Source organism: Spongiibacter thalassae (assembly GCF_012272835.1).
Classification (GTDB): Bacteria; Pseudomonadota; Gammaproteobacteria; order Pseudomonadales; family Spongiibacteraceae; genus Spongiibacter; species Spongiibacter thalassae.
In genome coordinates this window covers 161,673-186,613 of sequence record NZ_JAAWWK010000006.1, presented here as the reverse complement: position 1 = coordinate 186,613, position 24,941 = coordinate 161,673, and the positions used below count along the sequence as shown (strand labels likewise).

General features: G+C 57.3%; 22 protein-coding genes and 2 tRNA genes. 4 read left to right on the top strand and 20 right to left on the bottom strand.

Annotated elements, in window-relative coordinates:
• Positions 1 to 68: 68 nt before the first annotated feature.
• The 4 genes from HCU74_RS16270 to miaB all read right to left on the bottom strand — a co-directional run bounded on the left by HCU74_RS16270 (position 69) and on the right by miaB (position 3,904).
• Positions 69 to 920 (bottom strand): CorC family transporter, encoded by an 852-nt coding sequence (locus HCU74_RS16270; RefSeq protein WP_168451478.1) that lies wholly within the window; start codon positions 918 to 920, stop codon positions 69 to 71.
• A gap of 59 nt (positions 921 to 979) precedes the next feature.
• Entirely contained in the window at positions 980 to 1,453 is a 474-nt protein-coding gene (gene ybeY / locus HCU74_RS16265; RefSeq protein ID WP_168451477.1) for an rRNA maturation RNase YbeY, read from the bottom strand.
• Positions 1,454 to 1,455: 2 nt separating this feature from the next.
• Positions 1,456 to 2,439, bottom strand: a complete 984-nt coding sequence (locus HCU74_RS16260; protein WP_168451476.1) for a PhoH family protein — start codon at positions 2,437 to 2,439, stop codon at positions 1,456 to 1,458.
• Positions 2,440 to 2,566: 127 nt separating this feature from the next.
• Positions 2,567 to 3,904: a tRNA (N6-isopentenyl adenosine(37)-C2)-methylthiotransferase MiaB gene (miaB, locus tag HCU74_RS16255; RefSeq protein ID WP_210425339.1), complete on the bottom strand. Its 1,338-nt coding sequence runs from the start codon at positions 3,902 to 3,904 to the stop codon at positions 2,567 to 2,569.
• 188 nt (positions 3,905 to 4,092) lie between these two features.
• On the opposite strand from miaB, the gene HCU74_RS16250 reads away from it, so the two are divergent.
• Positions 4,093 to 4,440: a DUF1820 family protein gene (locus HCU74_RS16250; protein WP_210425338.1), complete on the top strand. Its 348-nt coding sequence runs from the start codon at positions 4,093 to 4,095 to the stop codon at positions 4,438 to 4,440.
• A 79-nt stretch (positions 4,441 to 4,519) separates the two neighbouring features.
• On the opposite strand, the gene HCU74_RS16245 is transcribed toward HCU74_RS16250, so the two are convergent.
• The 16 genes from HCU74_RS16245 to HCU74_RS16165 form a co-directional block, all read right to left on the bottom strand.
• The gene (locus tag HCU74_RS16245) at positions 4,520 to 5,797 is read right to left on the bottom strand and encodes an aspartate aminotransferase type Ic (RefSeq protein WP_168451474.1); all 1,278 of its coding nucleotides are present in this window, start codon (positions 5,795 to 5,797) and stop codon (positions 4,520 to 4,522) included.
• 106 nt (positions 5,798 to 5,903) lie between these two features.
• Complete coding sequence (locus HCU74_RS16240; RefSeq protein ID WP_168451473.1) at positions 5,904 to 7,376, bottom strand: DUF1631 family protein; 1,473 nt, start codon at positions 7,374 to 7,376, stop codon at positions 5,904 to 5,906.
• A 221-nt stretch (positions 7,377 to 7,597) separates the two neighbouring features.
• On the bottom strand, positions 7,598 to 8,578 hold the full coding sequence (gene cmoB / locus HCU74_RS16235) for a tRNA 5-methoxyuridine(34)/uridine 5-oxyacetic acid(34) synthase CmoB (protein ID WP_168451472.1): 981 nt from the start codon (positions 8,576 to 8,578) through the stop codon (positions 7,598 to 7,600).
• The gene (cmoA, locus tag HCU74_RS16230) at positions 8,575 to 9,300 is read right to left on the bottom strand and encodes a carboxy-S-adenosyl-L-methionine synthase CmoA (RefSeq protein ID WP_168451471.1); all 726 of its coding nucleotides are present in this window, start codon (positions 9,298 to 9,300) and stop codon (positions 8,575 to 8,577) included. Before cmoA ends, cmoB begins: the two co-directional genes overlap by 4 nt.
• Before the next feature lie 53 nt (positions 9,301 to 9,353).
• Positions 9,354 to 12,740 (bottom strand): Ig-like domain-containing protein, encoded by a 3,387-nt coding sequence (locus tag HCU74_RS16225; RefSeq protein ID WP_168451470.1) that lies wholly within the window; start codon positions 12,738 to 12,740, stop codon positions 9,354 to 9,356.
• Between the two features lie 229 nt (positions 12,741 to 12,969).
• Positions 12,970 to 13,167, bottom strand: coding sequence for a hypothetical protein (locus HCU74_RS16220; protein WP_168451469.1), 198 nt, complete (start codon positions 13,165 to 13,167; stop codon positions 12,970 to 12,972).
• Positions 13,168 to 13,364: 197 nt separating this feature from the next.
• Complete coding sequence (locus tag HCU74_RS16215; RefSeq protein WP_168451468.1) at positions 13,365 to 13,547, bottom strand: hypothetical protein; 183 nt, start codon at positions 13,545 to 13,547, stop codon at positions 13,365 to 13,367.
• 625 nt (positions 13,548 to 14,172) lie between these two features.
• Positions 14,173 to 14,249 (bottom strand) — tRNA-Met (locus HCU74_RS16205).
• Positions 14,250 to 14,307: 58 nt separating this feature from the next.
• The gene (gene ychF / locus HCU74_RS16200; protein WP_168451466.1) at positions 14,308 to 15,399 is read right to left on the bottom strand and encodes a redox-regulated ATPase YchF; all 1,092 of its coding nucleotides are present in this window, start codon (positions 15,397 to 15,399) and stop codon (positions 14,308 to 14,310) included.
• 4 nt (positions 15,400 to 15,403) lie between these two features.
• Positions 15,404 to 15,991: an aminoacyl-tRNA hydrolase gene (gene pth, locus HCU74_RS16195; RefSeq protein ID WP_168451465.1), complete on the bottom strand. Its 588-nt coding sequence runs from the start codon at positions 15,989 to 15,991 to the stop codon at positions 15,404 to 15,406.
• Between the two features lie 23 nt (positions 15,992 to 16,014).
• Positions 16,015 to 16,647: a 50S ribosomal protein L25/general stress protein Ctc gene (locus tag HCU74_RS16190; RefSeq protein ID WP_168451464.1), complete on the bottom strand. Its 633-nt coding sequence runs from the start codon at positions 16,645 to 16,647 to the stop codon at positions 16,015 to 16,017.
• Positions 16,648 to 16,735: 88 nt separating this feature from the next.
• The gene (locus tag HCU74_RS16185) at positions 16,736 to 17,671 is read right to left on the bottom strand and encodes a ribose-phosphate pyrophosphokinase (RefSeq protein WP_246864691.1); all 936 of its coding nucleotides are present in this window, start codon (positions 17,669 to 17,671) and stop codon (positions 16,736 to 16,738) included.
• A 485-nt stretch (positions 17,672 to 18,156) separates the two neighbouring features.
• A tRNA-Gln gene (locus HCU74_RS16180) sits at positions 18,157 to 18,231 on the bottom strand.
• 7 nt (positions 18,232 to 18,238) lie between these two features.
• Positions 18,239 to 19,081 (bottom strand): 4-(cytidine 5'-diphospho)-2-C-methyl-D-erythritol kinase, encoded by an 843-nt coding sequence (ispE, locus tag HCU74_RS16175; RefSeq protein WP_168451463.1) that lies wholly within the window; start codon positions 19,079 to 19,081, stop codon positions 18,239 to 18,241.
• Positions 19,078 to 19,656: a lipoprotein insertase outer membrane protein LolB gene (gene lolB / locus HCU74_RS16170; RefSeq protein ID WP_168451462.1), complete on the bottom strand. Its 579-nt coding sequence runs from the start codon at positions 19,654 to 19,656 to the stop codon at positions 19,078 to 19,080. Before lolB ends, ispE begins: the two co-directional genes overlap by 4 nt.
• Before the next feature lies 1 nt (position 19,657).
• Entirely contained in the window at positions 19,658 to 21,388 is a 1,731-nt protein-coding gene (locus HCU74_RS16165) for a tetratricopeptide repeat protein (protein ID WP_168451461.1), read from the bottom strand.
• Between the two features lie 261 nt (positions 21,389 to 21,649).
• Between HCU74_RS16165 and hemA the strand changes: the two genes are divergently transcribed.
• The 3 genes from hemA to prmC all read left to right on the top strand — a co-directional run bounded on the left by hemA (position 21,650) and on the right by prmC (position 24,938).
• Entirely contained in the window at positions 21,650 to 22,921 is a 1,272-nt protein-coding gene (gene hemA, locus HCU74_RS16160; RefSeq protein ID WP_168451460.1) for a glutamyl-tRNA reductase, read from the top strand.
• A gap of 74 nt (positions 22,922 to 22,995) precedes the next feature.
• Complete coding sequence (gene prfA / locus HCU74_RS16155) at positions 22,996 to 24,078, top strand: peptide chain release factor 1 (protein ID WP_168451459.1); 1,083 nt, start codon at positions 22,996 to 22,998, stop codon at positions 24,076 to 24,078.
• Positions 24,078 to 24,938 (top strand): peptide chain release factor N(5)-glutamine methyltransferase, encoded by an 861-nt coding sequence (prmC, locus tag HCU74_RS16150; RefSeq protein ID WP_168451458.1) that lies wholly within the window; start codon positions 24,078 to 24,080, stop codon positions 24,936 to 24,938. The genes prfA and prmC overlap by 1 nt, the downstream gene beginning before the upstream one ends.
• Positions 24,939 to 24,941: the final 3 nt, after the last annotated feature.

The following is a 24,941-nucleotide window of genomic DNA, read 5'->3' as shown; positions in this document are numbered from 1 at the left end:
AGGTAAATGACTCGCGGGATAACGGAGTCATTGTAGACCTTGTCAGAGTAAATTGTTCAACGCAGGCCTTAAGCCGGGGTAATTTCGCGCATACGCAGCAGGTGGATCTGCCGGTGGTCGGCGTTTACCACTTTGAATTCAAAGCGGTCCAGCTGGGCGACCTCGTTTCGGCTGGGCAGGTGACCGAAGGATTTCAGCAGCAGGCCGCCGATGGTGTCGAATTCGTCGTCGCTCAATTCCGCCTTGAAGTAATCGTTAAAATCTTCAATGGGAGTGAGGGCCTTTACGACAAAGTCGTTGTCGGCGATTTTGCGAATGGGCAGGTCGTCTTCTTCGTCGTATTCGTCTTCGATGTCTCCGACGATCTGCTCGAGAATGTCCTCGATGGTGATGAGTCCGGCGGCGCCACCGTATTCGTCAATGACGACAGCCATGTGGTTGCGTTTTTCCCGAAAGTCACGCAGCAGGACGTTCAGGCGCTTGCTCTCGGGCACGAGGGTGGCCGGGCGCAGTACCGACAGCATGTCGATGTCGTCGGCGGGGCCGGCTTTCCACAGCAGTGGCAGCAGGTCTTTGGACAGCAGTATGCCAAGCACTTCGTCGAGGTTTTCGCCGATGACGGGATAGCGAGAGTGCCCGGTCTCAATGATGATAGGCAGAATTTCGCTCAGTGGCTGAGAGGCCTTGAGGACCACCATCTGCGGCCGTGGGATCATGATCTCCCGCGCCTGCATTTCACTGATGTGCATGGCACCCTCTACGATGCTGGTGGCATCGTCGTCGATGACTTCGTTCTGGCGGGCTACGGCGAGCACATCCAGCAGGTCTTCGCGGGTTTTTGGTTCAGAGGAAAAAGCATGGGCAATTTTTTCGATCCAGGTCTTTTCGCCCAGATCGTTGCTAGATCGGTCTTCGCTCATGATTTTGGGTGCTGTCCTCTAATTTGGCGTAAGTTTAGGGTGTTGCGTCGGTAATGGATTCACGCGTAAGGGTTGCTAATGCCTAGCTGGGCCATCAGTGCGATCTCCAGTGATTCCATTTCTTCCGCGTCGGCATCGTTAATATGATCGTAGCCGAGTAGGTGGAGTGTACCGTGAATCAGCATATGCGCCCAGTGGTCGTAGACGGCCTTGTTTTGTTCGCGGGCTTCCCGTTCCACAACCTGGCGACAGACTACCAGGTCGCCCAGTAGTGGCAACTCCAGCTCCGGGGGCAGGCCGGCGGGAAACGAGAGTACATTGGTGGGGGCATCTTTGCCGCGATAGGTCGCGTTCAGTTGCTGACTTTCGGCCTCGTCAACAATCCGGAGTGTGAGTTCGGCGTCCTCCCGGTGGCCATTCAGTGCCAGAGCGGCCCATTGGCGGAAACTGTCGGCTTCGGGCAGACCCGTGTTGTCGGCACAGGCTAGCTGAATATCAAGGTCCAGGGCCACATCGGCCGTGCAAGTGCTCATGGTTAGCCCTGGGTGTCCTCATAGGCGGCATAGGCCTCGACAATTTTCTGTACCAGGGGGTGGCGCACCACATCCCGGGACTGGAAGTAGGTCAGGCTGATACCGTCAACGCCATCAAGGACCTTCATCACGTGAACCAGTCCAGAGGGGGTGCCGCGGGGCAGGTCAATCTGGGTGGCGTCACCGGTAATCACCGCTGTCGAGCCGAAGCCGATGCGGGTAAGGAACATTTTCATTTGCTCCCGGGTGGTGTTTTGCGCCTCGTCGAGAATGATAAAGGAGTCGTTGAGGGTTCGTCCCCGCATATAGGCCAGCGGGGCAATCTCGATCACATTGCGCTCTATCAGCTTGGTGACGGTGTCCGAACCCAGCATTTCATACAGTGCGTCGTACAGCGGGCGCAAATAGGGGTCGATTTTTTGCGCCAGGTCGCCGGGTAGGAAGCCGAGCTTTTCACCGGCTTCCACCGCCGGGCGCACAAGCAGAATGCGCTCCACTGAGTGGCTTATCAGCGCCTCTACCGCGCAGGCGACGGCAAGATAGGTTTTTCCGGTGCCCGCAGGGCCGATACCGAAGTTGACGTCGCAGCCCTGAATGGCCCGCACATAGTTCTGCTGATTGCCGCCCCGGGGTTTGATGCTGCCCTTTTTAGTGCGAATCACGAGGGCCTCGGTGGGCTCGTCGTCGCTGTTTTGCTCGGCAAATTGTTCTCTGTTGGCCTGTTGCATGCGCAGGTGTACCGATTCGGGGCTGAGGCTGGTGCCGGCAATGCTCTCCCGATACAGCTGTTTGAGCAGGTGAACGGCTTCGTCTACCGCTTCTTCGTCGCCACTGACCTGAAAGGTATTGGCGCGGGCGGCAATGCGCACCTGCATACGCTGCTCAATCAGTTTCAGGTTTTCGTTTAGCTGTCCGCAAAGGGCTGCCAGATGTTGACTGTCGCTGGGTTCGAGGGTGAGAACGCGCTGAATGGCCTGTGCTGTCAATGTTGCTCCGCTTGCCGCATCGAGCGGCGTTTACCGAAAGGGGACCACTGGATACTAAAAGTGTACGCCGGTTTCCGGGTGAGGTGAATCCGCTTTTTTCGTCGGCGCCAGAGGGCGCCAACACGGTTTAATGAACTAATGCGCCGCGCAGTGAGTTAGGCAGCGCCTCGCTGATGTGGACTTCGACAAAGTCACCAATAAGCTGATGATTTGTCGAAGAAAAATTCACCACCCGGTTGTTCTCGGTGCGCCCCTGAAGCTGGCCGGGGTCTTTCTTGGAGACACCGGTAACCAAAATCCGTTGCTGACTGCCGACCATTTGGCGGCTGATCTGGTTGGCCTGTTGCAGAATACGGTGCTGTAACCGCTGCAGCCGCTCTTTTTTCACTGCTTCCGGGGTGTCGTCGTCGAGCTGGGCGGCAGGGGTGCCGGGGCGGGCGCTGTAAATAAAGCTGAAGCTGTGGTCAAAACCAATGTCGGCAATCAGCTGCATCGTGTCGTTGAAATCCGCCTCGGTTTCGCCGGGAAAGCCGATAATAAAGTCTGATGACAAGCTGATGTTCGGACGAATTTCCCGCAGTCGGGCAATTTTGTCCCGGTATTCGGCGATGACGTGGCCGCGTTTCATTGCCGCCAGAATACGGTCGCTGCCGCTTTGTACGGGCAGGTGCAGGTGGTTCACCAGCTCGGGAATATCCCGGTAGGCGTCGATCAATGCGTCGCTGAATTCTACCGGATGGGAGGTGGTGTAGCGGATGCGGTCGATACCGGGTACTTGGGCGACAAAGCCCAGCAGTTCAGCGAAATCGACAATCTCACCCTCGTGGTTTTCGCCGCGATAGGCGTTGACGTTCTGGCCCAGCAGGTTGACCTCGCGGACGCCCTTGGCGGCCAACTGGGCGACCTCGGCGATCACGTCATCGAAGGGGCGGCTGACTTCTTCGCCGCGGGTATAGGGCACCACGCAGAAGGTGCAGTACTTTGAACAGCCTTCCATGATCGAAACGAAGGCGCTGGGGCCATCGACGCTTGGCTCCGGCAGGCTGTCGAATTTTTCAATTTCCGGGAAGGTGACGTCGACAATGGCGGGGCCGTCGGCTTTGCGTGCATTGAGCATGTCCGGCACTCGGTGCAGGGTCTGCGGCCCGAAGATGACATCGACGTAGGGCGCACGATGCCCGATGTCGGCACCCTCCTGACTGGCGACGCAGCCGCCCACGCCGATAATCAGGTCGGGGTTGTTTTCCTTGAGCTTGCGCCACCGCCCCAGCTGATGAAAGACCTTTTCCTGCGCCTTTTCGCGGATCGAGCAGGTGTTGAGCAACAGTACATCGGCTTCGTCCGGGTTGTCGGTGGGTTCCAGGCCATGACTGACTCCCAGCAAATCCTGAATACGCGAAGAGTCGTATTCGTTCATCTGGCAACCGTGGGTCTTGATATACAGCTTTTTCGTCTTTTCGGTCATAGTCTGGCGACAAGTGGCTGGAAAATGGGCCGACATTATAGCGATGTCGGGGCTTAAAGCCCAATGAAGTCGGTGCCAACCATGAATTGTGCTATCATCCGGCGCCCGGTCCAGCGCCCTTGCGCTCGTCCAACCCACTGTCGCTGAGACAGTATTTCGACCATGCACAGAGAGAGCAGTGAAGTCACATGGCCAAGTCCCCGATTTATAAAGTGATTTTTCACAACAACAATCAGGTTTATGAGCTGTACGCCCGCGCGATTTACCAGAGCGAAATGTACGGCTTTATTGAAGTGGAAGAGTTTGTGTTCGGTGAGCCGGGGCAGATTGTGGTGAATCCCGGCGAAGAAAAGCTCAAAAACGAGTTTAATGGGGTGATTCGCAGCTATCTTCCGATGTATTCGATTATCCGTATTGATGAAGTGGAGAAGGAAGGCGCAGGCAAGATTCTGGATACGGACGGCAGCAGTAATGTGCGTCACTTCCCCATGGCGAGTGGTCGCCCGGTGGCGCCGAAGGGACCTGCCAAGGATTAGTTGGTGAGTGAGACAACGAAAAAAGGAGCCAGCAGGCTCCTTTTTTTATGGGGTTTCGACGGCACGTTGGCCCTGTGTGTCAGCCGAGGCGCTGCTGCACGGAGGCCAGTTTGACGCAGTTGACGAACACCGCCATGGCCTTGTCGATTTCCTCCAGCGAGGGCACGCTTGGCGCGATGCGGATATTGCGATCTTCGGGGTCATTGCCGTAGGGGAAGGTCGCGCCCGCCGGGGTCAGTTTCACGCCAGCCGCCGCTGCCATGGCGACGACTTTTTTGGCGAGTCCCGGGAGGGTGTCTACCGATACAAAGTAGCCGCCTTCGGGGGCCGTCCAGCTCAGCAGCTCGTTGTCGCCAAAACCGTCGTCCAGGTGCTTGAGGACGATGTCAAAGCGGGGCTTGAGCACACTGGCGTGGGCGCGCATATGGGCGTGCAGGCCGTCGCTGTCTTGCAGCAGCCGGACGTGACGGAGCTGGTTGATCTTGTCAGGCCCGATCTGGCTCATGCCGAGGTGTTGTTTGAAGGCTTTGAGATTGGCCTCAGACATGCCCGCAAAGGCGACACCGGCACCGGCGTAGGTGATTTTTGAGGTGGAGCCAAACAGATAAACACTGTTTTCAGTGCCGAATTCACGGCATTTATCCATCAGGCTGGCCAGCTGTGGGGCGTCTTCGCTGAGCTGGTGAACCGCATAGGCGTTGTCCCAGAATACGCGGAAGTTTTTCCCGGCGATGCTGCCCAGCTTGGCGATGCGGGCCACCACCTCGTCGCTATATACAATGCCGGTTGGGTTGCTGAAGCGGGGTACACACCAGATGCCCTTGATGCTGGGGTCTGCTTTCAGCAGCGCTTCGACCTGGTCCATGTCGGGGCCGTTGTCATCCATGGCGACCGGGATCATGTCGATGCCCAGGTGCTCGCATACGCCGAAATGGCGGTCGTAGCCGGGCACGGGGCAGAGGAATTTAACACTGCCACTTTCCTTCGCCCAGGCCTCGCCGAGATCGCCAAAGCCCATGTGCAGGGCGTAGAGTGCGGCGGAGTACATTAATGACAGACTGCTATTGCCGCCAATCAGAATTTCACTGTCCTTCACGCCCAGCACGGGCGCGAACAGGCGCTTGCACTCGGGCAGGCCGTCGATGCCGCCGTAGTTGCGCAGATCAGTGTTGGTTTCGTTGCTGAGATCCCGGCCGAGAATGTCGAGTACGGCGTCAGAGAGACTGAGCTGTTCGCCGCTGGGCTTGCCGCGGGTCAGGTCAAGGTTGAGTCCGGCGGCTTTGAACTGCTCGTATTCCGCGCTGAGCGCAGATTCCCATTGGCGAAGTTGTTCCGTTGAGGCTTGGTCAAGTTGCAAGGTCGTCACCTAATTTTGCGCTTGGCAGTTTGTGGGGTCGAGTGTGGGCGAGGAAAATCGCCGAGCGGGGATTATACCGTCTTTGCCGAAGATCAGTAAGGCGTCGTCAGAGGCTTTTGTTATGGGTGTTGACCTTGGACATGCCCGAGGCCAGCAGGCGTAGCTGGTGCAGCTCGTTGACAATGGAGCGGGCACTTTGGGGATCGACATTGATGCGCTCGAGGCCCTCCAGCAGGTTGCGCTCCAGGTCAGCAGACATCAGCTTTGCCCGGCGCAGCAAGGCCCAGTCCTGATGCGGAGTGATGTACCACAAAATATCATCGACGAGTTGCAGGTTGCGGCGCAGGCCATCGCTGTTGCTGCCGTGGCGCAGCCAGTGGTAGAGCAGTATGGTGGTTACCGGACCGTATAACAGGTTGTCGATGCTGGCGGGAAGATCCACGTTGTGGGTCTTTCTGTCTATCAGGCCGTGTACTTTGCGGCGCAGGCGAGTAATTCGTCGTTTGCCGGCTTCGCTGTGGGTTTTGCGGCGGTCATTAACACGGGCGCTTTGCACCAGCTGCTGGCAGCAGCGGTCGATGCGGTCCTGTAACTCACAGAACAGTGCAGTGCTGGGAGGGCTCTTGCTGACGAGGCGGGCGATTTGCTTAAGTTCGCTGTCAAAGACCTGTTGGTGGCTTGCTTCTGCTTGTTCCCAGCGTTCGGCGCTGGAAACCAGCTGGTGGCTGATCTGGCGAACCGGGTGGAGTGGATTCAGGAATAGTTCGCGCTCTGCCAGCGCCACTCCGCAGGCATGGGTTTGCAGGGTATTGAGCGAGGCCAGCACACTGGGTGGAAGCTGTCGCCGTTTGGCTCCGTGGCGGTAGAAAATTGCGGTGGCTTCGTGGATCAGTTGATCGTCGGTAACCGGTGCTGAGTCGGTGGTGTTGGCAGGCTCCAGCTGGCGTCGGGTTTGCAGTCGCCGCAAACGCAACTCGTTCAAGGCCCGTTGGGAGGGGCTGAGTTTGTCCTGTGCGAGCTGTTGCTCAATGTGATTGATCCACGCGTCGATACTCGGGCGCAGTTCCTCGCTGGAGCGGGGCACTTGCCGCAACAGCATCGTGTAAAGGGCGGGTACCTGTTTCAGGATCAATACATTAAACAGCGCCAGCGATTGGCTGTGGTGCTCTTTGTCGAGTTTGAGGGTAGGCAGCATATGCTGGAATCCCGCCAGCAGCGAGACCGGTGAAATGGCGTGGCAGAGTCTGTTGACCGTTGCCGAGACCGTTTCGTTGCCCAGTTGATCTACGCGTTGCTGAATGAGCAAAAGCTGGGGGTGACTGGCGTTGACGCCCCGGCTATGGCCGATATTTTGCTGGAGCTGACGAATGAACTGGCGAAAGGCGTCATCCTGACCTGATTTAACGGCTTTTTGCTGCTTCAGCAGCGCCGCTTGCTCTGTGTCATCGTCGCAGGTCAGGGCTCGGCGGCGGAAATTGTCCTCCAGACGCTCCAGATAGCGATACAGATGGTCTTCAAACCACCCGCTGGCCAGCGACACCATCGTCGCCGTCAGGTTTTCCATCGCTTGTGGGGTCATCGGTTGGGCAACATCCTGTTGTTACGTGTGTTACGTGGTCTTCTCGGCCATAGCCCGAGTTAAGTCTTATGATTTTAATGCACTCTTATTGAACATAGCACATATTATTGCGCATACGCGGGTAATATCGGGGCTGAATTCGCCGAATGTTGACGCTGTTCCGGTTTTTTCCGTCGCGCTGGTGTAACGGGACCGTTCAGGGAGCGGGTACGGTCGTCCAATTAGGGTTTTTCGGCGACAAACACCGCACGTCGCGGGGCGGGGTGGCCCTCTGCTGTGCGGGTCGGGTCGGTCGGGTCAAGGAACTGTTCCAGGGAGTGAAAGCGCATCCAGTCGGTTCGGCGCTGTTCTTCGAGACTGGTGGTGCCCACATCAACCAGCCGGATATGGCGAAAGCCGGCCTTGCGCAGCCAGCTTTCCAGTGTCGCGGGGCTGGGGATAAACCAGACATTGCCCATTTTGCTGTAGCGCCCCTCCGGCACCAGACAATCGCCCAGCTGGCCTTCTATCACCAGGGTTTCCAGCACCAGTTCGCCTCCGGAGCGAAGGCTGTCGCGCAGGGCAAACAGGTGATCAAAGGGAGAGCGCCGGTGGTAGAGAATCCCCATTGAAAACACTGTATCAAAGGCTTCCAGCTTCTCTGGTAGATGCTCAATGCCCATTGGCAATACACCCACCTGAGGCTGGCGTAAATAGTATTGCAGGGCGAAATATTGCACGACAAACAGGGGGGTGGGGTCGATGCCGACGACGAGCTCGGCACCTGCGCCGCGCATTCGCCAGCAGTGGTAGCCACTGCCGCAACCCACATCCAACACCGTTCGGCCCGTCAGCGGCGAAATCGCCTTATGCAGCCGCTCCCACTTCCAGTCGCTGCGCCATTCGGTGTCGATATGCACGCCAAACAGCTCAAAGGGGCCTTTGCGCCAGGGGTGCAGCCCCATCAGCGCCTCGCGAAGATGTTGACGGGTGGCGTCGTCGATCGGACCGTCACCACCGACCCGGGAGGTATCTAATTGGGTCGATGCCAGATTAAGCGCGGGAAGTGCATCCAGTGCCTGTTGCCAGCGGGGAAGATCACCGTAGCGCTTGGGGTTCAATCCGCGTGCGATCTGCTCAGGTAATATGTCCGCCCAATCAGCGAGTAGCTCGTGCGTGCGCATCGCATCGAGAAAGGGGCGGTAATTCATGCGCTGGCTCATTGTTTTATCGCCACCATTGAGGCGAAATTGAAACACTGAAACCACACGTCAACATTGCTGAAGCCGCTGTCTTTAAGGCGTTGTTGGTGTTGTTGCAGGGTTTCGGGGATCAGCACGTTTTCCAGTGCGCTGCGCTTTTGGGCAACCTCCATTTCGCTGTAACCGTTGGCGCGTTTAAAGGCGTGGTGCAGCTCGGTATTCAGCTCCTGAAGGTGGTCGTCGGCAAAGCGTATTTTTTCCGAGAGAATCAAAATGCCGCCGGGCAACATCGCGTCACTGATGCGCTGGCACAGGGCCTGGCGGTCCTTTTCCGGTACGAACTGCAGGGTGAAGTTCAACACTACCACCGAGGCATTGCGAATATCAGTCTGTTGGATCGACTCGCAGCGCAGCTCAATGTCTACCTCCTCCTGGCGGCAATAATCCCGGCATCTCTCAATCATCGCCGAAGAGTTGTCGACGCCGATTAGCCTCAGTCGCCGCCCCCGTGTCTCCCGGGCAATGGCCAGGGAACTCGCTCCCAACGAGCTGCCCAGGTCGTAGCAATGGCTGCCGTCAATGGCGTAGCGACCGGCCATAACGCCGGTCATGGCGATGATAGTGGCGTAGCCCGGCACTGAGCGCTGGATCATATCGGGGAAGACTTCCACCACCTGTTCGTCAAAGGCAAAACGCCCCAGATTAGGGTGGGGAGTGGCGTAGAGGGTGTCGGGCTTGGTCATGAGAGGTCACTGCGAAGACCCGCGCCCGTGGTTCAGGCGCGGGTGAACTTGTATCAGGGGTTATGAATAACCGGAATCAGGAGAGTGTAAGTCACTGTGCCAGTTTCTACCTCCGAGCAGTTCGCTGTTTCGACAGTAATGGCCATTGTGCCGGTCTTCGGTTCTGTTGGCGGAGTGCCAGGCGCAATTGGAAAAGTCGCGCTATAGGGACCGCGGCTATTGGTGTTTGGCACATCGTATTCAATGTCCGGAATTTCGCCCAAGTCGGTTGACGCGGTGATCTTGGTGCCGCCTGGCGGCAGTTGCCCGCGGTCATCATAGACATTGATCAATACTGTCGCACTGCCTTTGGTGAGGTCTATCACGTCGCTGGAGTTGGCGGCGATATAGCCAAGGCCGTCACGGGGATGGTCGATCAGGATGTCAGTGTTTAAAGCCGTTGCGTCAGCAAAGACGATAACCAAGCGGTCGCTCACGAACACTGTGTCCGACGCCGGATTGCAGACCTGATTTGCGCGATTCGTGTCACATAACAATCCGTCGTAAACCCCATTTGGAGCGTCGCGGCTATTGTCGTTATCGAAGTCACTAAAGAGTTCAGGTTTTTCGTCAAAATTGCCGTCGCCATTGATGTCGTTAAAGGGTTCGGCTACTTGGTCGAAATTACCGTCATCATCAAGGTCGACGAAGGGTTCTGGGCGCTCGTCGAAGTTACCATCGCCATTGGTGTCGGCAAAAGGCTCGGGAGCGGGGTCGAAATTACGGTCGCCGTTGATGTCATTAAACGGTTCCGGGCTTGGGTCGTAGTTGCCGTCGCCATTGATATCATTGAACGGTTCGCCGGGGTCGTAGGCGCCATTCGAGTTGCTGTCGGTATAGGTCTCGGACACGTTGTCGTAGCTGCCGTCGCCGTCGGTGTCGGTATAAGTTTCCGTAAACCGGTCGTAATGACCATCGCCGTCAGTATCGGTGTAGGTTTCAAATACATTGTCCCACTTGCCGTCGCGGTCTGTATCGTAATAGGGCTCCGGTATCCTGTCGTAGCGGTTGTCGCCGTCGGTGTCGGTGTAGGTCTCGTACACGCTGTCGTACAGGCCGTCTTCCTCAATATCAAGGAAGGGTTCGCCGATATCGTAAAAACGTTCGCCGGTGGTCAAATCGCCCGGGGTGGTTGGTGAGTCGAAGCGACCGTTGGTAGGATTGGTGTCATCATAGCTTTCTTCGCCTATTGCGGTGGCGAGAATGGTGATGCGGCCATTGTCGGGACGGGGGCTTTGGCTTCTAAGCAGTACCGAGCACTCTCCGTGGGGCGAACCGCCGGTCCCGGTATCGCAGCTGCCTTCGATCGAGCCGCCTTCTGTCCAGAAAATAACAGTAGTACCGTCTGGAACCGGGTTGTTGAACCGGTCGGCAAGATGCGCGGTTACTCGGGTGGTAATGCCGTTGTAGGCCCACGCATCGGGGTTGAGGCACGAGGCACTGATATCAATACTGTTCTGGTCCGGTATGCCTGTGGTAATTGCCAGGCTGTTGGACAGAGCGGTAACAGTCGCGCCTTCATGTGTAGTTGTCGCGCGAACCCTCACAGGCATTGCTGTGGTGCCGGGCGTGACAACGGTTGTTACTAGCCCTCCGGCATTGGTTGCGGCAGAGTTGTGATTCAAAAAGGCATCGGGGCCGGCATTGCCGGAATTGGTATCTCCGCTGACCAGCTCAAAGTTCACTGTTTGATTGGGTAGGGGTTGTCCGGAAGTGCTGGTGACTTTAAAGGTAACCGTCGATTGTGGGCCAATTTCCCGGCCGTCTTCATTGTCTTCGTCGTTGATCGACTCGGTGCCTTTCAGACCAATAATCTGCGGCGAAGCGGACACAAACTGCAAGGCCCCGAGAGGTGGTTGGTCGGTGACAAGAGTCACTGTAGCGGTAAGGGTGTTGTCCGCAGCGCTGGTGGTGGCTGTTACTGTGTCATTGCCGTTACAGCCGCGGGCAGTGTAGACGACACTTGCGCTGCCGCCGTTGTTAGTCGCGATAGCCGGTGCCAATTCTGCCAATCCATTGGAGAGGCAGGCTGAAGTAAAGAAGACGTCTGCGGGGCCAACGAATCGGTCGCCGTTCTGATCGATAAAATCAACCGTTAACGTCGTGGTCTCTCCTGACTCGATAACGCTGGTTTCGCTGCTGGAAATAGTGCCCTCGTTAAAGGTCACATTGGTAAACGAACCAAATCGAACCTGCAGTGCGTCTGTGGATAGAGTGACGGTTGCGGTAAGGTCTTGGCCGGCGTAGCGGGTCTCTGCAACGACGATGTCGTCGCCATCACAGCCACTTGCAGTGTAGTTGGCTGTCGCAATGCCGTCAGCTCCTGTGGCCGCCGCAGAGGTGATCGCGGAAAGGCCTGTGCCAACGCAGCCGGATGAAAAGCGCACATTCTGTCCGGAGATCGGGTTCTGCTGTGAGTCAAGGAGCTGTACCGTCAGTGCCGCGGTGTCTCCGGTTTTAAGATTAGAGGCTGAGGTTTTCATGATGCCGTCGCTAAAACGGCCGCCGTTGAAACTGCCGAATCGGTTTGCCGCGGTCGTTGTCAGAATAACGCCAGCGGTTAGGGTAGCGTTGTCTACGCTGGCGGTTGCAATGATATTGTCTTCGCCGTTGCAGGTGTTTGACGTGTACTGCGACTGTATCAATCCGTTGGTGTTGGTGACATTTGCCGGTGCGACAGTGGAAAGTCCCGCGCTAATGCAGGTGGAGTTGAATGTGACATTGGCAGGGCCGGTGTAGGGTTGTCCGTTTGGCATGACAAAGGATACCGCCAAGTCAACGGTGTCGCCGGGGCGCAGGTCGGTGAAGTTGGCGGAGATCTTGCCTGCGTTAAAGCTACCGCCGGAGAGTATTCCGAAACGTATATCTGTGTCCGGGCTTTCTCCAGCACCCGTGCCGCCCCCGCCATTGCTTACTTCAATGCTGGTGGCTACGGCCACGTTCGCACTAAACGTGGTGCCGTTAATCTGGGTGCGGGCAATAATATTGTCTTCGATATTGCAGCCGTTTGCGGTGTAGGTCACTTCCACGGAACCGTTGCTGTTGGCAGCGGTTGCGGGGTTGATCGTCGATTTGCCATTGGCGATACAGGTCGAGGTAAAGGTCACGTCGGCGGGGACGTTGCTTGGAATGCCATCACCATCGACAAAGGCCACAAAGATTTGCGCGGATTCGCCCGAGGCCAGGGTGGCAGGGGTCGCCTGCATGACGCCATCCTGGAAATTGCCGCCACTGGGTAAGCCGAAGCGAACGGTGGTGCTGGTGTCGCCGCCGCCAGCGTCGCCACTGCCGGGGTTATTGTTCGGGGTTAAAGAGGGGCCGCTGCCGCCGCCACCGCCGCCGCAACCGGCCAGTGCTGCGATCGTTAAAGCCAGCATACTGGCGCGCAACTTGAGCTCCATAACCCTCTTCCTCTGTTGTGATTTCGCTTTGTTTTATAGGTTCAGCGCCAAGGCTCATTGTCACCGGCGCGGCTGACAATCCAACTGTCAGATTTAATGTTAGCTTAACGCAGTAAGCTACTCACAATAAAAGCATATTAGCCCAATTACCCCGGCAATGGGGAAAACTTGTGAACAGGGCAGCAGTTTGCTTACTGGTATCTAATCCGGCAGCGCCACGACGCGGTGGTTATAGCGTGAATGCCATCAGGCCGACAAGCAGCAGAAGCACCGTAGCGGTGGCAGAGATGAGTCGCGCAAGATACTCCGGCGCACCGTGTTGTGTGGCCAGCCGGCCAAGTAGCTGGTCGCCGATAAGGTAGGAGACGGCGAAAATGATGCTAATGGATAAAGCGCTGTGGGCTGACAGGTTGAAAAGGTCGATCATGGTGGGGTGCTGACGCAGGTACTCAGGGTGTGAGTTGGAGCCGCTATATTGCTCCTGCGTCCTGATCGTTGGCTAGGGGGTGAGAGAAGTATATTTTGGGGTGATTGTGAGAAGTTGGGTGGTTTCCCGGCGGGTCCGTCCAGCTGACGGGGTCTGTCCCTCAAGGCGGGGACAGACCCCGTTGGTACAGCCCTCCGTTAAACGAACAGGCCAATCGCCATGATTAACCCAAAGGTCAGTCCTGTTGCCAGGGCGATAGCCGTAAGAAAGCTTAGATCAATGGTAAGCCCAAACGATATTAAGCCCAGCCAGATAATGGCCATAATGGCGCTGATCAGGGGGTGCCCTTTCGCCAATAGCCACCAACCTTCTTTGTTCATAACTGAATGGTCCCGTTATGTCGGAAATAATATGGTGCTAATCATCGTGGTGTCGGCGTTTTATGGCAATGGGAGGGTGTTGTATCGTCAGGAGCGTACCGGATTGATGCGATGGCTGATAGCGGCTATTCCTAATGTTTGGAATGGCAGCGTTAGTATGGTCTGATACGCGGACCTCTAAACCAAAGGATTGGGTGAAATGCTAATAAGAATGATTCAGTTGGGATTGGCATGCTTGATACTGGTTGCCTGTGCAGGCGTGCCGTTTACTTGGGAGAATGCCCGTAAAGTGGAGCTGGGGATGTCAGCTGATCAAGTCACTGAGCTGATGGGTAACCCTTACTCGGTTACAACCAGAGGGGGTGAGGTGATCTGGGTATACACCTGGGTGAATCTGGCCAGCGGTACCAAGACTGTTTCGTATATATTTAAAGACGGGGCAGTGATCAGCGTTCCTACAATACCGGACGGGTTCTAGTCGCTTCTAACAGAACCACCCTCCACGCCTAAGCTGCATTTGCATTATTATAGTGTGGGTCTGTTCTCCAAAGGTGGGGACAGACCGCGGTTGGGGGTGGGCCATAAAAAAGCCCGGCGGTGTGAACCAGCCAGGCTTTTTGAATAATGGTAGCAAGGGGCGGATTCGAACCGCCGACCCCAACATTATGAGTGTTGTGCTCTAACCAACTGAGCTACCTTGCCATAGAGAAGGCGCGCATTTTCCAGAGTTCAGCGGGCCTTGTCAAGGGTGTGCGGGTATTTAGACGTTAAATCGGAAGTGGACGACGTCGCCGTCTTTCACGATGTAGTCTTTACCTTCCAGGCGCCATTTTCCGGCGTCTTTGGCGCCCTGTTCGCCCTTGTACTGTATGTAGTCGTCGTAGGCGATGACTTCGGCGCGGATAAAGCCTTTCTCGAAGTCGGTGTGGATCTTGCCCGCTGATTGCGGCGCTGTAGCGCCCACGGGGATTGTCCACGCGCGGACTTCCTTGACCCCGGCGGTGAAGTAGGTTTGCAGACCAAGGAGTTGATAGCCCGCGCGGATCACGCGATTGAGTCCGGCTTCTTCCATGCCCAGGTCGGCGAGGAATTCGTCTTTTTCGTCGTCTTCCAGTTCGGCAATTTCCGATTCGAGCTTGTTGCAGATAGGAACGACGATAGCGCCTTCGGCGGCAGCGATGTTTTTGACCGTGTCGAGGTGGGGGTTATCTTCAAAGCCATCTTCGTTGACGTTGGCGATGTACATGGTGGGCTTGGTCGTCAGCAGGTGCAGGCTGCCCATGCGAGTACGTTCGTCTTTGTCGAGTTCCAGTGAGCGCAGGGGCTTGCCTTCGTCCAGATGGGCTTGCAGTTTTTCCAGCAGGTTTTTGGCTGCGATGGCTTCCTTGTCGCCACTGCGGGCGGGGCGCACCACTTTTTGAAGCTGTTTTTCCACTGCGTCGAGGTCTGCAAGGGCGAGCTCGGTGTTGATAATGTCGATGTCTGCCGCGGGGTCAACCTTGTTGGCAACGTGAATGACGTTGTCGTTATCGAAGCAGCGCACAACGTGGGCGATGGCGTCAGTCTCGCGGATGTTGGCGAGAAACTTGTTGCCCAGCCCTTCGCCCTTGGAGGCGCCGGCAACCAGTCCGGCTATGTCCACGAATTCCATGGTAGCGGGAAGTATTTTTTCCGGTGATACGATGTCGGCAAGGGCTTGCAGGCGGGTATCGGGAACGCCAACGATGCCCGAATTGGGCTCAATGGTGCAGAAGGGGAAGTTTTCCGCGTCGATACCGGCTTTGGTCAGCGCGTTGAACAAGGTGGATTTGCCGACGTTTGGCAGGCCGACGATACCGCAATTGAAGCCCATGTGATTATCCCTGTTTGAAACTGTGGAGGTGGTTCATGGCTTTCGCCCAGTCACCGGCGATGGCCCAAGGCAGGCAGCGCAGTGCTTCGTCGATGGTGTGGTCGATGGCTATTCGATCTTCTGTGCTGGGTTTGCCGAGTACGTAGGCGGTAACCTTGTCGGCGCTGCCGGGGTGACCGATGCCAATGCGCAGGCGGTGAAAGCCCTTGTTGTTGCCCAGTTGGCTGATACTGTCACGCAAACCGTTGTGACCGCCGTGGCCGCCGCCGGTTTTGAAGCGGGCGCTGCCTGGGGGTAGGTCAAGTTCGTCGTGGGCAATCAGAATTTCTTCGGGAAGAATTTTATAGAATCCGGCGAGGGCGGCAATGGCTTGCCCGCTGCGATTCATAAACGTGCTTGGTACAAGAAGGCGAATGTCGCTGCCGTCGATAAATATACGGGCAGTGTCGCCAAAAAAACGTGACTCCGGGGTCAGTGTTACGCCCTGTTGCCGAGCGAGCTCGGCAACAAACCAGGCGCCCGCATTGTGTCGAGTATCCTGATACTGCTGGCCAGGGTTGGCCAGTCCGACAATCAGTTTGATCTTATCCAATGGGGTGCCTGCTTAGCGAAAGCTTATGCTTCTTCGCTTTCGCCCTCTCCTTCGTCGTCAGAGCTTGCGCCGCCGCGTGGAGCCAGTACGCTAACTACCGCCGCATCGTGAGCTTCACCCAGCAGCAGTTCAGTGCTTTCTACACCGGCTGGCAGGGTCAGGTCAGAAATGTGCAGGGTCTGACCGGCATTGACGTCTTTCATATCGACTTCAATAAACTCTGGCAGATCCTTGGGCAGACAGATCACTTCGATATCACTCATGGTGTGAGTGATTGAGCCGCCCTGCATTTTCACGCCGTGGCAGGATTCTTCGTTGAGGAAGTGCAGCGGCACGTGCAGAGTGATTTTGGTGTCAGCGCTGACACGCAGGAAATCGGCGTGCAGAAGCTGAGGCTTTGCAGGGTGACGGTGCAGGTCTTTGATAACAACGGACTCTTTGGTGCCGTCGATATCAAGGTTCAGTACAGAGCTGAAAAACGACTCGTCTTCCATGAACCAGACCAGATCTTTGTGTGGAATGCTGATCATTTGCGGGGCTTTGTCGCCGCCGTAAACAATTGCTGGCACTTCATTGGCCAGACGACGCAGGCGGCGGCTCGCACCTTTCCCCACGTCAGCACGCGCTTTGGCGGTAACAGTAAATTCGCTGGACATAATATGTCTCCTCATTAATGCGAAAAACCGCCGAACTTGCGACCAGTTCGGCGGTGACAGTCAAACGTCGCCGTAGTGTTCGCTGGAATTAGCGGAACAGGGCGCTGATCGACTCCTCATTGCTGACCCGTCGAATTGACTCGGCCAACAGGTTTGCCAGGGTTAGCTGGCGAATTTTTGCACACTCTTTGGCGGCGGCTGACAGTGGAATCGTGTCGGTAACCACCAGCTCATCGAGTTCGGAGCCGTTGATGTTGTCAACGGCGGGCCCGGATAATACAGGATGTGAGCAGTAAGCAACAACTTTTGCTGCGCCCTGGGCCTTCAGCGCGCCGGCGGCCTTGCACAGGGTGCCGGCAGTGTCGACCATGTCGTCAACCAGAATGCAGGTTTTGCCCTGAACTTCACCAATGATGTGCATGACCTGGGCAACCCCGGCCTTGGGGCGGCGCTTGTCGATAATCGCCAGGTCGGCGTCGTTCAGCTGTTTGGCAACGGCGCGGGCGCGGACAACGCCGCCGATATCCGGTGAGACCACTATCGGGTCTTTGTAGGACTGCCGGGCGATGTCGTCGAGGAGGACGGGTGAGCCGTAGACGTTGTCTACCGGTACGTCGAAGAAACCCTGGATTTGCTCGGCGTGCAGGTCGACGGTCAGTACGCGGTTAATGCCCACGCCGCTCATAATGTCGGCCACAACCTTGGCAGAGATTGGCACACGCTGGGAGCGCACCCGACGATCCTGGCGGGCGTAGCCAAAGTAGGGGACAACGGCGGTGATACGGCCGGCTGACGCGCGACGCATGGCATCGGCCATGACAACCAATTCCATCAGGTTGTCGTTGGTCGGTGCACAGGTCGGTTGCAGAATGAATACATCTGCGCCCCGCACGTTTTCATTGATCTCGACAAACACTTCACCGTCGCTGAACTTGCTGACGGTGGCGTCGCCGAGGGGCAGGCGAAGCTGTTCTGCAATTTTGCGCGCGAGCTCGGGGTTAGCGTTACCGCTGAAGACCATCATATTGTGCACGGTCGTTGTCCTGTTAGGCTGAAAGGGTTGATTCGGGTGGCTGTGCTGAAAATCTATCTGCATTACGCGGTTCGCCGCGATTGGCATTAAACCGTAGACTAAAAACACAATTCCCGCCATAAGGCGGGAATTAGTAAATGGCTGGGGTGGTAGGATGGGCTGCGGGCCTACGGCCCTTGGCTTTCAGCCATCGCTGCGCGATGCCCAAGTGCTTTGCACTTGTCGAACCTTGGTTCGATCCTACCGGTTGGGCATCGTAATGCCTTTCCCAATCAGGGTGCCGATCGTACATGGCGCCCTGTAAAAATGGCTGGGGTGGTAGGATGGGCTGCGGGCCTACGGCCCTTGGCTTTCAGCCATCGCTGCGCGATGCCTAAGTGCTGAGCACTTGTCGAACCTTGGTTCGATCCTACCGGTTGGGCATTGTAATGCCTTTCCCAATCAGAGTGCCGATGATACATGGCGCTCTGTAAAAATGGCTGGGGTGGTAGGATTCGAACCTACGAATGCTGAGATCAAAACCCAGTGCCTTGCCGCTTGGCGACACCCCAATAGTCGTTATGCAATATCCAGTGTTGTGTGTAGCGGAGAGCGGTTTACGCCCCTGGCGACAAAGCCAGTCATGCCCTTTGGCATTTCCTCTAACACAGCAGTGGCTGCACTCTTGTTGTCGAAGCTGGCGAACACGCAAGAACCGGTTCCAGTCAGCCTCGCAGGTGCAAATTGATCCAGCCAAATCAAGGCTTTATCAACATCCGGGTACAGTCTGCGAACAAGTTCCTGGCAGCTGTTTCCGGTGGCCCCCTCAAGAAAGGCCGCTATTTTGATGGGAGAGGTATCGCGTGTCAATTGTTCATGTGAAAAAATTTCAGCCGTGGCCACTTCGCAGGGTGGGCGGAGTACAAAATACCAGCGCTCAGGGGTGTCTATTGGCGTCAGCTGTTCGCCAATGCCCTCGGCCCAGGCGGTGCGTCCGAGGATGAACACAGGTACGTCGGCGCCAAGTTGCAAGCCCAGTCGCGCGAGTTCTTCGGTACTCAGGCCCAGCTGCCAGAGATGGTTTAGCCCTAGCAGGGCGGTGGCAGCGTCTGAACTGCCGCCGCCGATTCCGCCACCCATCGGCAATACTTTGTCGATAGCGATATCAGCACCATGATGGCAGCCGCTGTATTCGCGCAGCAGTCGCGCGGCGCGCATTATCAGGTTGGTACTGTCGGTCACGCCCGGCAGTTTGCTGGTAAAGCGCAGTGCGCTGTCGTCGCGGCTGTGCAAATACAGGGTGTCGCCGTGGTCGAGTAGTTGGAACAGGGTCTGCAGTTCGTGGTAACCGTCGGCGCGCTGGCCAGTGATATGCAGGAATAAATTGATTTTGGCCGGACAGGGCAAGGTCAGTTGTGTCACCGTTGACTACATTCCTGTGGTGCGTTTTGCCATTGTTTAACGATCAATTTCAGTCGTGCAAAGTCGCTGCGACCGTCGATTTTTTGCGGCAGGGGGTCACCATCGGCGGCGTTGTGGTAGCTGAACTGAAGGCTCCAGCCCAGCTGCTGTAATTCAGTGATCTGACCGTTGGGAGAGATGCGCGCGGCGATTTCGCCGTTTGGCGCCGGGCGGCCGCGCAACCAGTGGCGCAGGGCCGAGACGGGGATGGGCCAGCCGATATCACTGGCCAGTGCTTCGGCGTTGGCTGCGTGACGGATATCGCCCTTATAGTTGAGGGTGGCGGTTTTCGCGGTCGCGATGATTTCAGCCCCGCCGACACCCATCGGGCCGGTAAGGCGAATGCGGGAGTAATTGTCGCCACATTGCAGCCAGTCTACCTGGCTGCTTTCCTGCTGGTTATCCAGCCAAAGGCCAATACGACCCTTTAGCTGCCAGCTTTCCCCCAGCTGCGCGGGGGGAAGGGTGGTACAAGCGCTGAGGAGGCAGGCTGCTATCAGCCAGCCCGAGCGAAAAAAGAGCGGTAAGCGGCGCATATCAGTCGGTGACCACGTTGAGTCGTTGCAGGGTTCGGTAGATGATCTGGCTGTCCGGTGTAGATTTCAGGCCGGTCTGCCATGTTTCGCGGGCGTCGTCCTCGCGACCCAGTAGCCAGTAAGCTTCGCCCAGATGAGCGGCAATTTCATCGTCTTTGGTTTCCTTGAACGCGCGCTCAAGATAGGGCAGGGCTTCTTTCACCTGACCCTTGCGCAGCAGTACCCAGCCGTAGCTGTCGAGGATTGCCGGGTCATCGGGCTCCTGCGCGAGGGCGCGTTTTATCAATTCCTCAGCTTCGTCGAGTCTGGAACTAAGATTCGCCAGCGTATAGCCGAGGGCGTTTAACGCGGCGGCATTGTCGGGATCCTGATCGAGAATCTTTCTGAGGTCCCGCTCCACGGCGTCGAGGTCGCCAACCCGTTCGGCGAAGAGTGAGCGGGCGTAAAGCAATTGCTGGTTGTCGGGGAATTGTTGCAGGGCTTCGCTCAGCAGGGCGAAGCCCCGTTCATAGGCGGATTCCTTGCGCAGAATTTCGGCTTCCAGCAAGTAGAGCAGGTCTGCGTGGTCAGGGAGCTGACTGCGCAATTCCGACAGGCGTTTCAGCGCGGGCTCGACGCCCTCGGTATGCAGGCTGATGCTGGCGATGCGCTTGCTGGCCTCGTTAAATTCGGGGCTGTTCGTCGCGTGCTGATAGTGGCTTAGCGCCTTCTTCCAGTCTCTATCTTCCTCGGCAAGGCGTCCGAGTACATAGTGGGCGCGACTGCTCTGGCTGGGGTCCTTGTTCAGGGTTTCGAGCTGCTCGGCGGCCTCGTCGTCGATGCTGAGCTCGCGATTTACCAGCATCAGTTCGAGCAATATATCGCTGTCCTGGGGGGATTGTTGCAGTAGCACTTCGTACTGGGCTTTCGCCTGGTACAGGTCTGAGGCTTTGACCAGAGCTCGGGCCAGGTCGTGGCGCAGACGCTTGTAGCGGGGGTTGGCATCGACGGCGTATTTAAGCCGTTCCAGCATTTCATCTTCGCGATTCAGTTGTTTGAGCGTGCGGGTTTCTATCAGCAGAGCGTGGGCGTTATCGGGGTCTTCCATCAGCACCCGTCTGACCTGGGCGAGTGCCTCTTCTTCCTGCTGACGGTATTGCAGCATCAGTGCGACGGCAATGCGCAGGCTGGTGTCATTTGGGTTGGCCTTACTGCTGGCTTGCAGCTTCTCGAAGACGGTTTCCCGCACGTGCTCCGAGCCGGATAACGCCGTTGCGGCCAGCGCAGCGAAGTTGGCTTCACCACCGAGTTCCCGCACGCGCTGCATATGTGGCAGGGCTTCAAGTGGGCGGTTCAGGCGCGACAGGGCTGAGGCGAGAATAAAATGGGCCTCGCTGCTTTGTGGGTCGTGTTCCAGCCAGCGTTTGGCGAAAATGGTCGCGGTTTCGTGTTCGTTGAGAAAGTCGGCCAGTCGCGCGGTGGTTTCGATCAGGCCGGGGTCTCCGGTTTTCTCCGCCTGTTGGCGATAATTGGTCAAAGCCGTATCGAAGTCGCGATTGCGCAGCGATAGCTCGGCCACCAGCAGGTCGAAGAAGCTGTCCTCGGGGAAGGGGCGGGTGGCAGGTCTTGCTGCTTTGGTTGCGGCGGGCTCGGACGTCGCGGCGTCGGCGGCCGTGTCGCTCTGGGGCAGCATTGAGCAACCCGACAGCGCGAGGATAATGGCGGTTGAGAGTGCGTATAGGTGTCGGTGCATAAATTGGCCGGCCAATAGTCGTGAACGGGTATCCTAACATGTCTGATTCACCGGAATCAGGCCCTGAGACCGCGCCAATGAGGATTGATTGCGCGTCCCGGCAAATTGTCGGTAATCCGGTGAAACCCCTGGCGCAAAACCGCGGATATTGGCGGTAGTTGTGATTTACCGAGCTTGGCCAGAGGAATAAAATCCACATTTTGCCGTCATCTTGTTAGAATTCGCCTCAGATTTCACGGTCCCGGTCCGGCTTTCCTCTCAATGAAACTGCTCCTGTTAGGCATAAATCACAATTCTGCCCCGCTTGCACTGCGCGAGCGGGTGGCGTTTGTGCCCGAGCATATGCAGTTGGCGTTACGTTCAGGTGTCGAGCAAGGAGTGGGCGACGAACTGGTGATCCTGTCTACCTGTAATCGCACTGAGGTCTATGCTGTCAGCGAATCAGGGCGGGATTTAAGTGGCGATGTCCTGCTTGATTGGTTGGCGGGTTTTCACCGGGTACCCCGGACGGATCTTGATGAGTGCAGCTATCTGAGCGCCGACCAGGAGGCCCTTCAGCATATGATGGAGGTGGCCGCGGGGCTCGACTCGATGGTGTTGGGCGAGCCGCAAATTCTCGGCCAGATGAAGTCGGCCTTTGCGGTTGCCATTGAGGCCGGTACCGTCGGCGGTGCGATGAATCGCCTGTTCGCGCAAATCTTTTCAGTGGCAAAGCAGGTGCGCACCGATACTGCCATTGGCGAAAATCCGGTATCAGTGGCCTATGCAGCGGTGTCACTCACCCAGCATGTTTTTTCCAGCTTGAGCAAGTGCACGGCCCTGTTGATTGGCGCGGGTGAAACCGTGGAGCTGGTGGCCCGCCATCTGCGCGACAAGGGCATCAAGCGAATTATAATCGCCAACCGGACCCTGGAGCGGGCGCGGCGACTCGCCGATGAGTTTCAGGCAGAGGCAATCATGCTGTCGGAGATCCCCGAATATCTGGTCGATGCCGATATTCTGGTGGCTTCAACCGCCAGTCAGTTGCCGATTCTGGGCAAGGGTGCCGTGGAGGCCGCGCTGAAAAAGCGCAAGCATCGCCCGGTGGTCATGGTGGACATCGCGGTGCCTCGGGACATTGAGGCCCAGGTGGCGGAGCTGGATGACGTGTATCTGTATACCGTCGACGATCTGCGCGAAATCGTCGATGTGAATAAGCGGGCGCGGGAGTCCGAGGCGCGCAAGGCGGATCAGATTATCGTCGAAGCCCTCAATGAGTGGCAGGCGCGGCTGCGCTCCAAGGATGCGGTCAATACCATCAAGGACTATCGCGCCAAGGCTGAACAGCTGCGCGACGCGGAGCTGGACCGGGCGCTGAAGTTACTGGCCCGTGGTGAAAGTGCCGAACAGGTGCTGGAGCAGCTGGCTCGGGGGCTGACCAACAAACTGATTCACAGCCCGACGACACAAATCAAGGAAGCGGGAGCCAAGGGGCGCAACGACCTGGTTGACTGGGCCAGGGAGCTGCTGCAAATCAAGGAAAGTGACAATTAGCGTTGCGTCCACTGCTGCACAGCCCGGTTGATGCCGGTGTATACTCCCGCCCTTGCTTGAATAAATGAGATCCCATGAAGGCTTCAATTCACACCAAACTGGAAAACCTGCTTGATCGCTACGAAGAGATCGGTGCGCTGCTGAGCGATGGTGAAATCATCGCCGACCAGGATCGCTTTCGCGCTCTTTCCAAGGAATATGCTGAAATTGAGCCGGTGGTGAACAGCTATGCGCAGTATCGCCAGGTCTGTGACGACCGCGACGCGGCGACCCTCATGCTGGAGGAAGATGACGCCGACATGCGCGAGATGGCGCAGGAGGAAATTGCGGCGGCTGAGGAGGAGATAGAGCGCCTGGAGCAGGAATTGCAGGCGCTGTTGTTGCCCCGCGACCCGAATGACTCCCACAACGTGTTTCTGGAAATTCGCGCGGGTACTGGCGGCGACGAGGCGGCGATTTTTGCCGGCGATCTGTTTCGTATGTATTCCCGCTTTGCCGAGCGCAAGGGTTGGCGCATTGAAATTCTCAGCGAGCGTCAAGGCGAGCACGGTGGCTACAAGGAAATTATCAGCCGCGTGGCCGGCAAGGACGTCTACGCCCACTTGAAATTCGAGTCTGGTGCCCACCGGGTACAGCGGGTGCCGGAAACCGAATCCCAGGGCCGCATCCATACCTCTGCCTGCACCGTGGCGGTAATGCCGGAGCCAGAGGAAATGGACGATATTGAAATCAATAAGGCAGATTTGCGTATTGATACCTATCGCGCCAGCGGCGCCGGTGGGCAGCACGTCAACAAAACCGATTCAGCGGTTCGCCTCACCCATATTCCCACCGGCATTGTGGTGGAGTGTCAGGATGAGCGGTCGCAGCACAAAAACCGCGCCCGGGCCATGTCGCTGCTGGCGGCCAAGATCAACGATGTGCGCAACAGCCAGCACCAGCAAGCCCAGGCCGACGAGCGCCGCAATCTGGTGGGCAGTGGCGATCGTTCCGAGCGTATTCGCACTTATAACTTTCCCCAGGGGCGGGTGACAGATCACCGGATCAACCTCACGCTGTACAAGCTCGACGAGTTTATACAGGGCGATATCGATACGGTGGTAGGCCCTCTTCGCCATGAACATCAGGCCGATATGCTGGCCGCGATGGCAGAGTAATGTCTTCCGTCCGCAGCATTGCCGATGCACTGGCCTTGCAGCACCGTTTGGTGGAGGTCAGCGATACTCCGCAGCTGGATGTGTCGCTGCTGTTATGCCATGTGCTGGACAAGCCGCGCAGCTATTTATACACCTGGCCGGAGCGCTGCCTTGATGATGCCCAGTGGCGGTGTTTCGAAACTCTGTTTGCTCGTCGTGCAGCTGGCGAACCGATTGCGCATATTCTGGGCTACCGGGACTTCTGGTCACTGCGCCTTGAAGTGTCTGCCGATACCCTGATTCCCCGTCCCGACAGTGAATGCCTGGTCGAGAGAGTGCTGGATCACTACCGCGGCCAGCCGGCCGGCCGGTTGCTTGATCTGGGGACGGGAACCGGTGCCCTTGCACTGGCGCTGGCCAGCGAGTTGCCCACCTGGGAAATCTGGGCGGTGGACAAGCATCCCGGCGCGGTGGCGCTTGCCGAAAACAACCGCCGCAAGCTGGGTTTTCAGCAGGTGTCAGTGCGGCAGTCCGACTGGTTTGAAAGTCTGCCAGCCGAACTGCGGTTCGATGTCATTATCAGTAATCCGCCCTACATTGATGGGGCTGACCCTCATTTGCAGCAGGGTGACCTGCGCTATGAGCCAGCCTCGGCGCTGGTCGCCCCCGCCGAGGGCATGGCCGATCTCGCTTACATTGCCAGCGCGGCCCCCGGCTACCTGTGCGACGGTGGTCGCTTGTATCTGGAACATGGGTATCAGCAGGCGCCAAAGGTGCGCGAGCAGCTCTCTCGGCGCGGGTATGTTGATGTCGCCAGCTACCGGGACTACGGTGACCACGAGCGGGTTACCGCCGGATGTTGGGTTGAGGGAAATCAATGAGTG

What these genes read in the sequence shown, in the direction of transcription:
- HCU74_RS16270 (WP_168451478.1), bottom strand. Translation starts at nt 920, where the DNA reads ATGAGCGAAGACCGATCTAGCAACGATCTGGGCGAAAAGACCTGGATC.
- ybeY (WP_168451477.1), bottom strand. Translation starts at nt 1,453, where the DNA reads ATGAGCACTTGCACGGCCGATGTGGCCCTGGACCTTGATATTCAGCTA.
- miaB (WP_210425339.1), bottom strand. Translation starts at nt 3,904, where the DNA reads ATGACCGAAAAGACGAAAAAGCTGTATATCAAGACCCACGGTTGCCAG.
- HCU74_RS16250 (WP_210425338.1), top strand. Translation starts at nt 4,093, where the DNA reads ATGGCCAAGTCCCCGATTTATAAAGTGATTTTTCACAACAACAATCAG.
- HCU74_RS16240 (WP_168451473.1), bottom strand. Translation starts at nt 7,376, where the DNA reads ATGACCCCACAAGCGATGGAAAACCTGACGGCGACGATGGTGTCGCTG.
- cmoB (WP_168451472.1), bottom strand. Translation starts at nt 8,578, where the DNA reads ATGAGCCAGCGCATGAATTACCGCCCCTTTCTCGATGCGATGCGCACG.
- cmoA (WP_168451471.1), bottom strand. Translation starts at nt 9,300, where the DNA reads ATGACCAAGCCCGACACCCTCTACGCCACTCCCCACCCTAATCTGGGG.
- HCU74_RS16225 (WP_168451470.1), bottom strand. Translation starts at nt 12,740, where the DNA reads ATGGAGCTCAAGTTGCGCGCCAGTATGCTGGCTTTAACGATCGCAGCA.
- HCU74_RS16220 (WP_168451469.1), bottom strand. Translation starts at nt 13,167, where the DNA reads ATGATCGACCTTTTCAACCTGTCAGCCCACAGCGCTTTATCCATTAGC.
- HCU74_RS16215 (WP_168451468.1), bottom strand. Translation starts at nt 13,547, where the DNA reads ATGAACAAAGAAGGTTGGTGGCTATTGGCGAAAGGGCACCCCCTGATC.
- ychF (WP_168451466.1), bottom strand. Translation starts at nt 15,399, where the DNA reads ATGGGCTTCAATTGCGGTATCGTCGGCCTGCCAAACGTCGGCAAATCC.
- HCU74_RS16190 (WP_168451464.1), bottom strand. Translation starts at nt 16,647, where the DNA reads ATGTCCAGCGAATTTACTGTTACCGCCAAAGCGCGTGCTGACGTGGGG.
- HCU74_RS16185 (WP_246864691.1), bottom strand. Translation starts at nt 17,671, where the DNA reads ATGATGGTCTTCAGCGGTAACGCTAACCCCGAGCTCGCGCGCAAAATT.
- lolB (WP_168451462.1), bottom strand. Translation starts at nt 19,656, where the DNA reads ATGCGCCGCTTACCGCTCTTTTTTCGCTCGGGCTGGCTGATAGCAGCC.
- HCU74_RS16165 (WP_168451461.1), bottom strand. Translation starts at nt 21,388, where the DNA reads ATGCACCGACACCTATACGCACTCTCAACCGCCATTATCCTCGCGCTG.
- hemA (WP_168451460.1), top strand. Translation starts at nt 21,650, where the DNA reads ATGAAACTGCTCCTGTTAGGCATAAATCACAATTCTGCCCCGCTTGCA.
- prfA (WP_168451459.1), top strand. Translation starts at nt 22,996, where the DNA reads ATGAAGGCTTCAATTCACACCAAACTGGAAAACCTGCTTGATCGCTAC.
- prmC (WP_168451458.1), top strand. Translation starts at nt 24,078, where the DNA reads ATGTCTTCCGTCCGCAGCATTGCCGATGCACTGGCCTTGCAGCACCGT.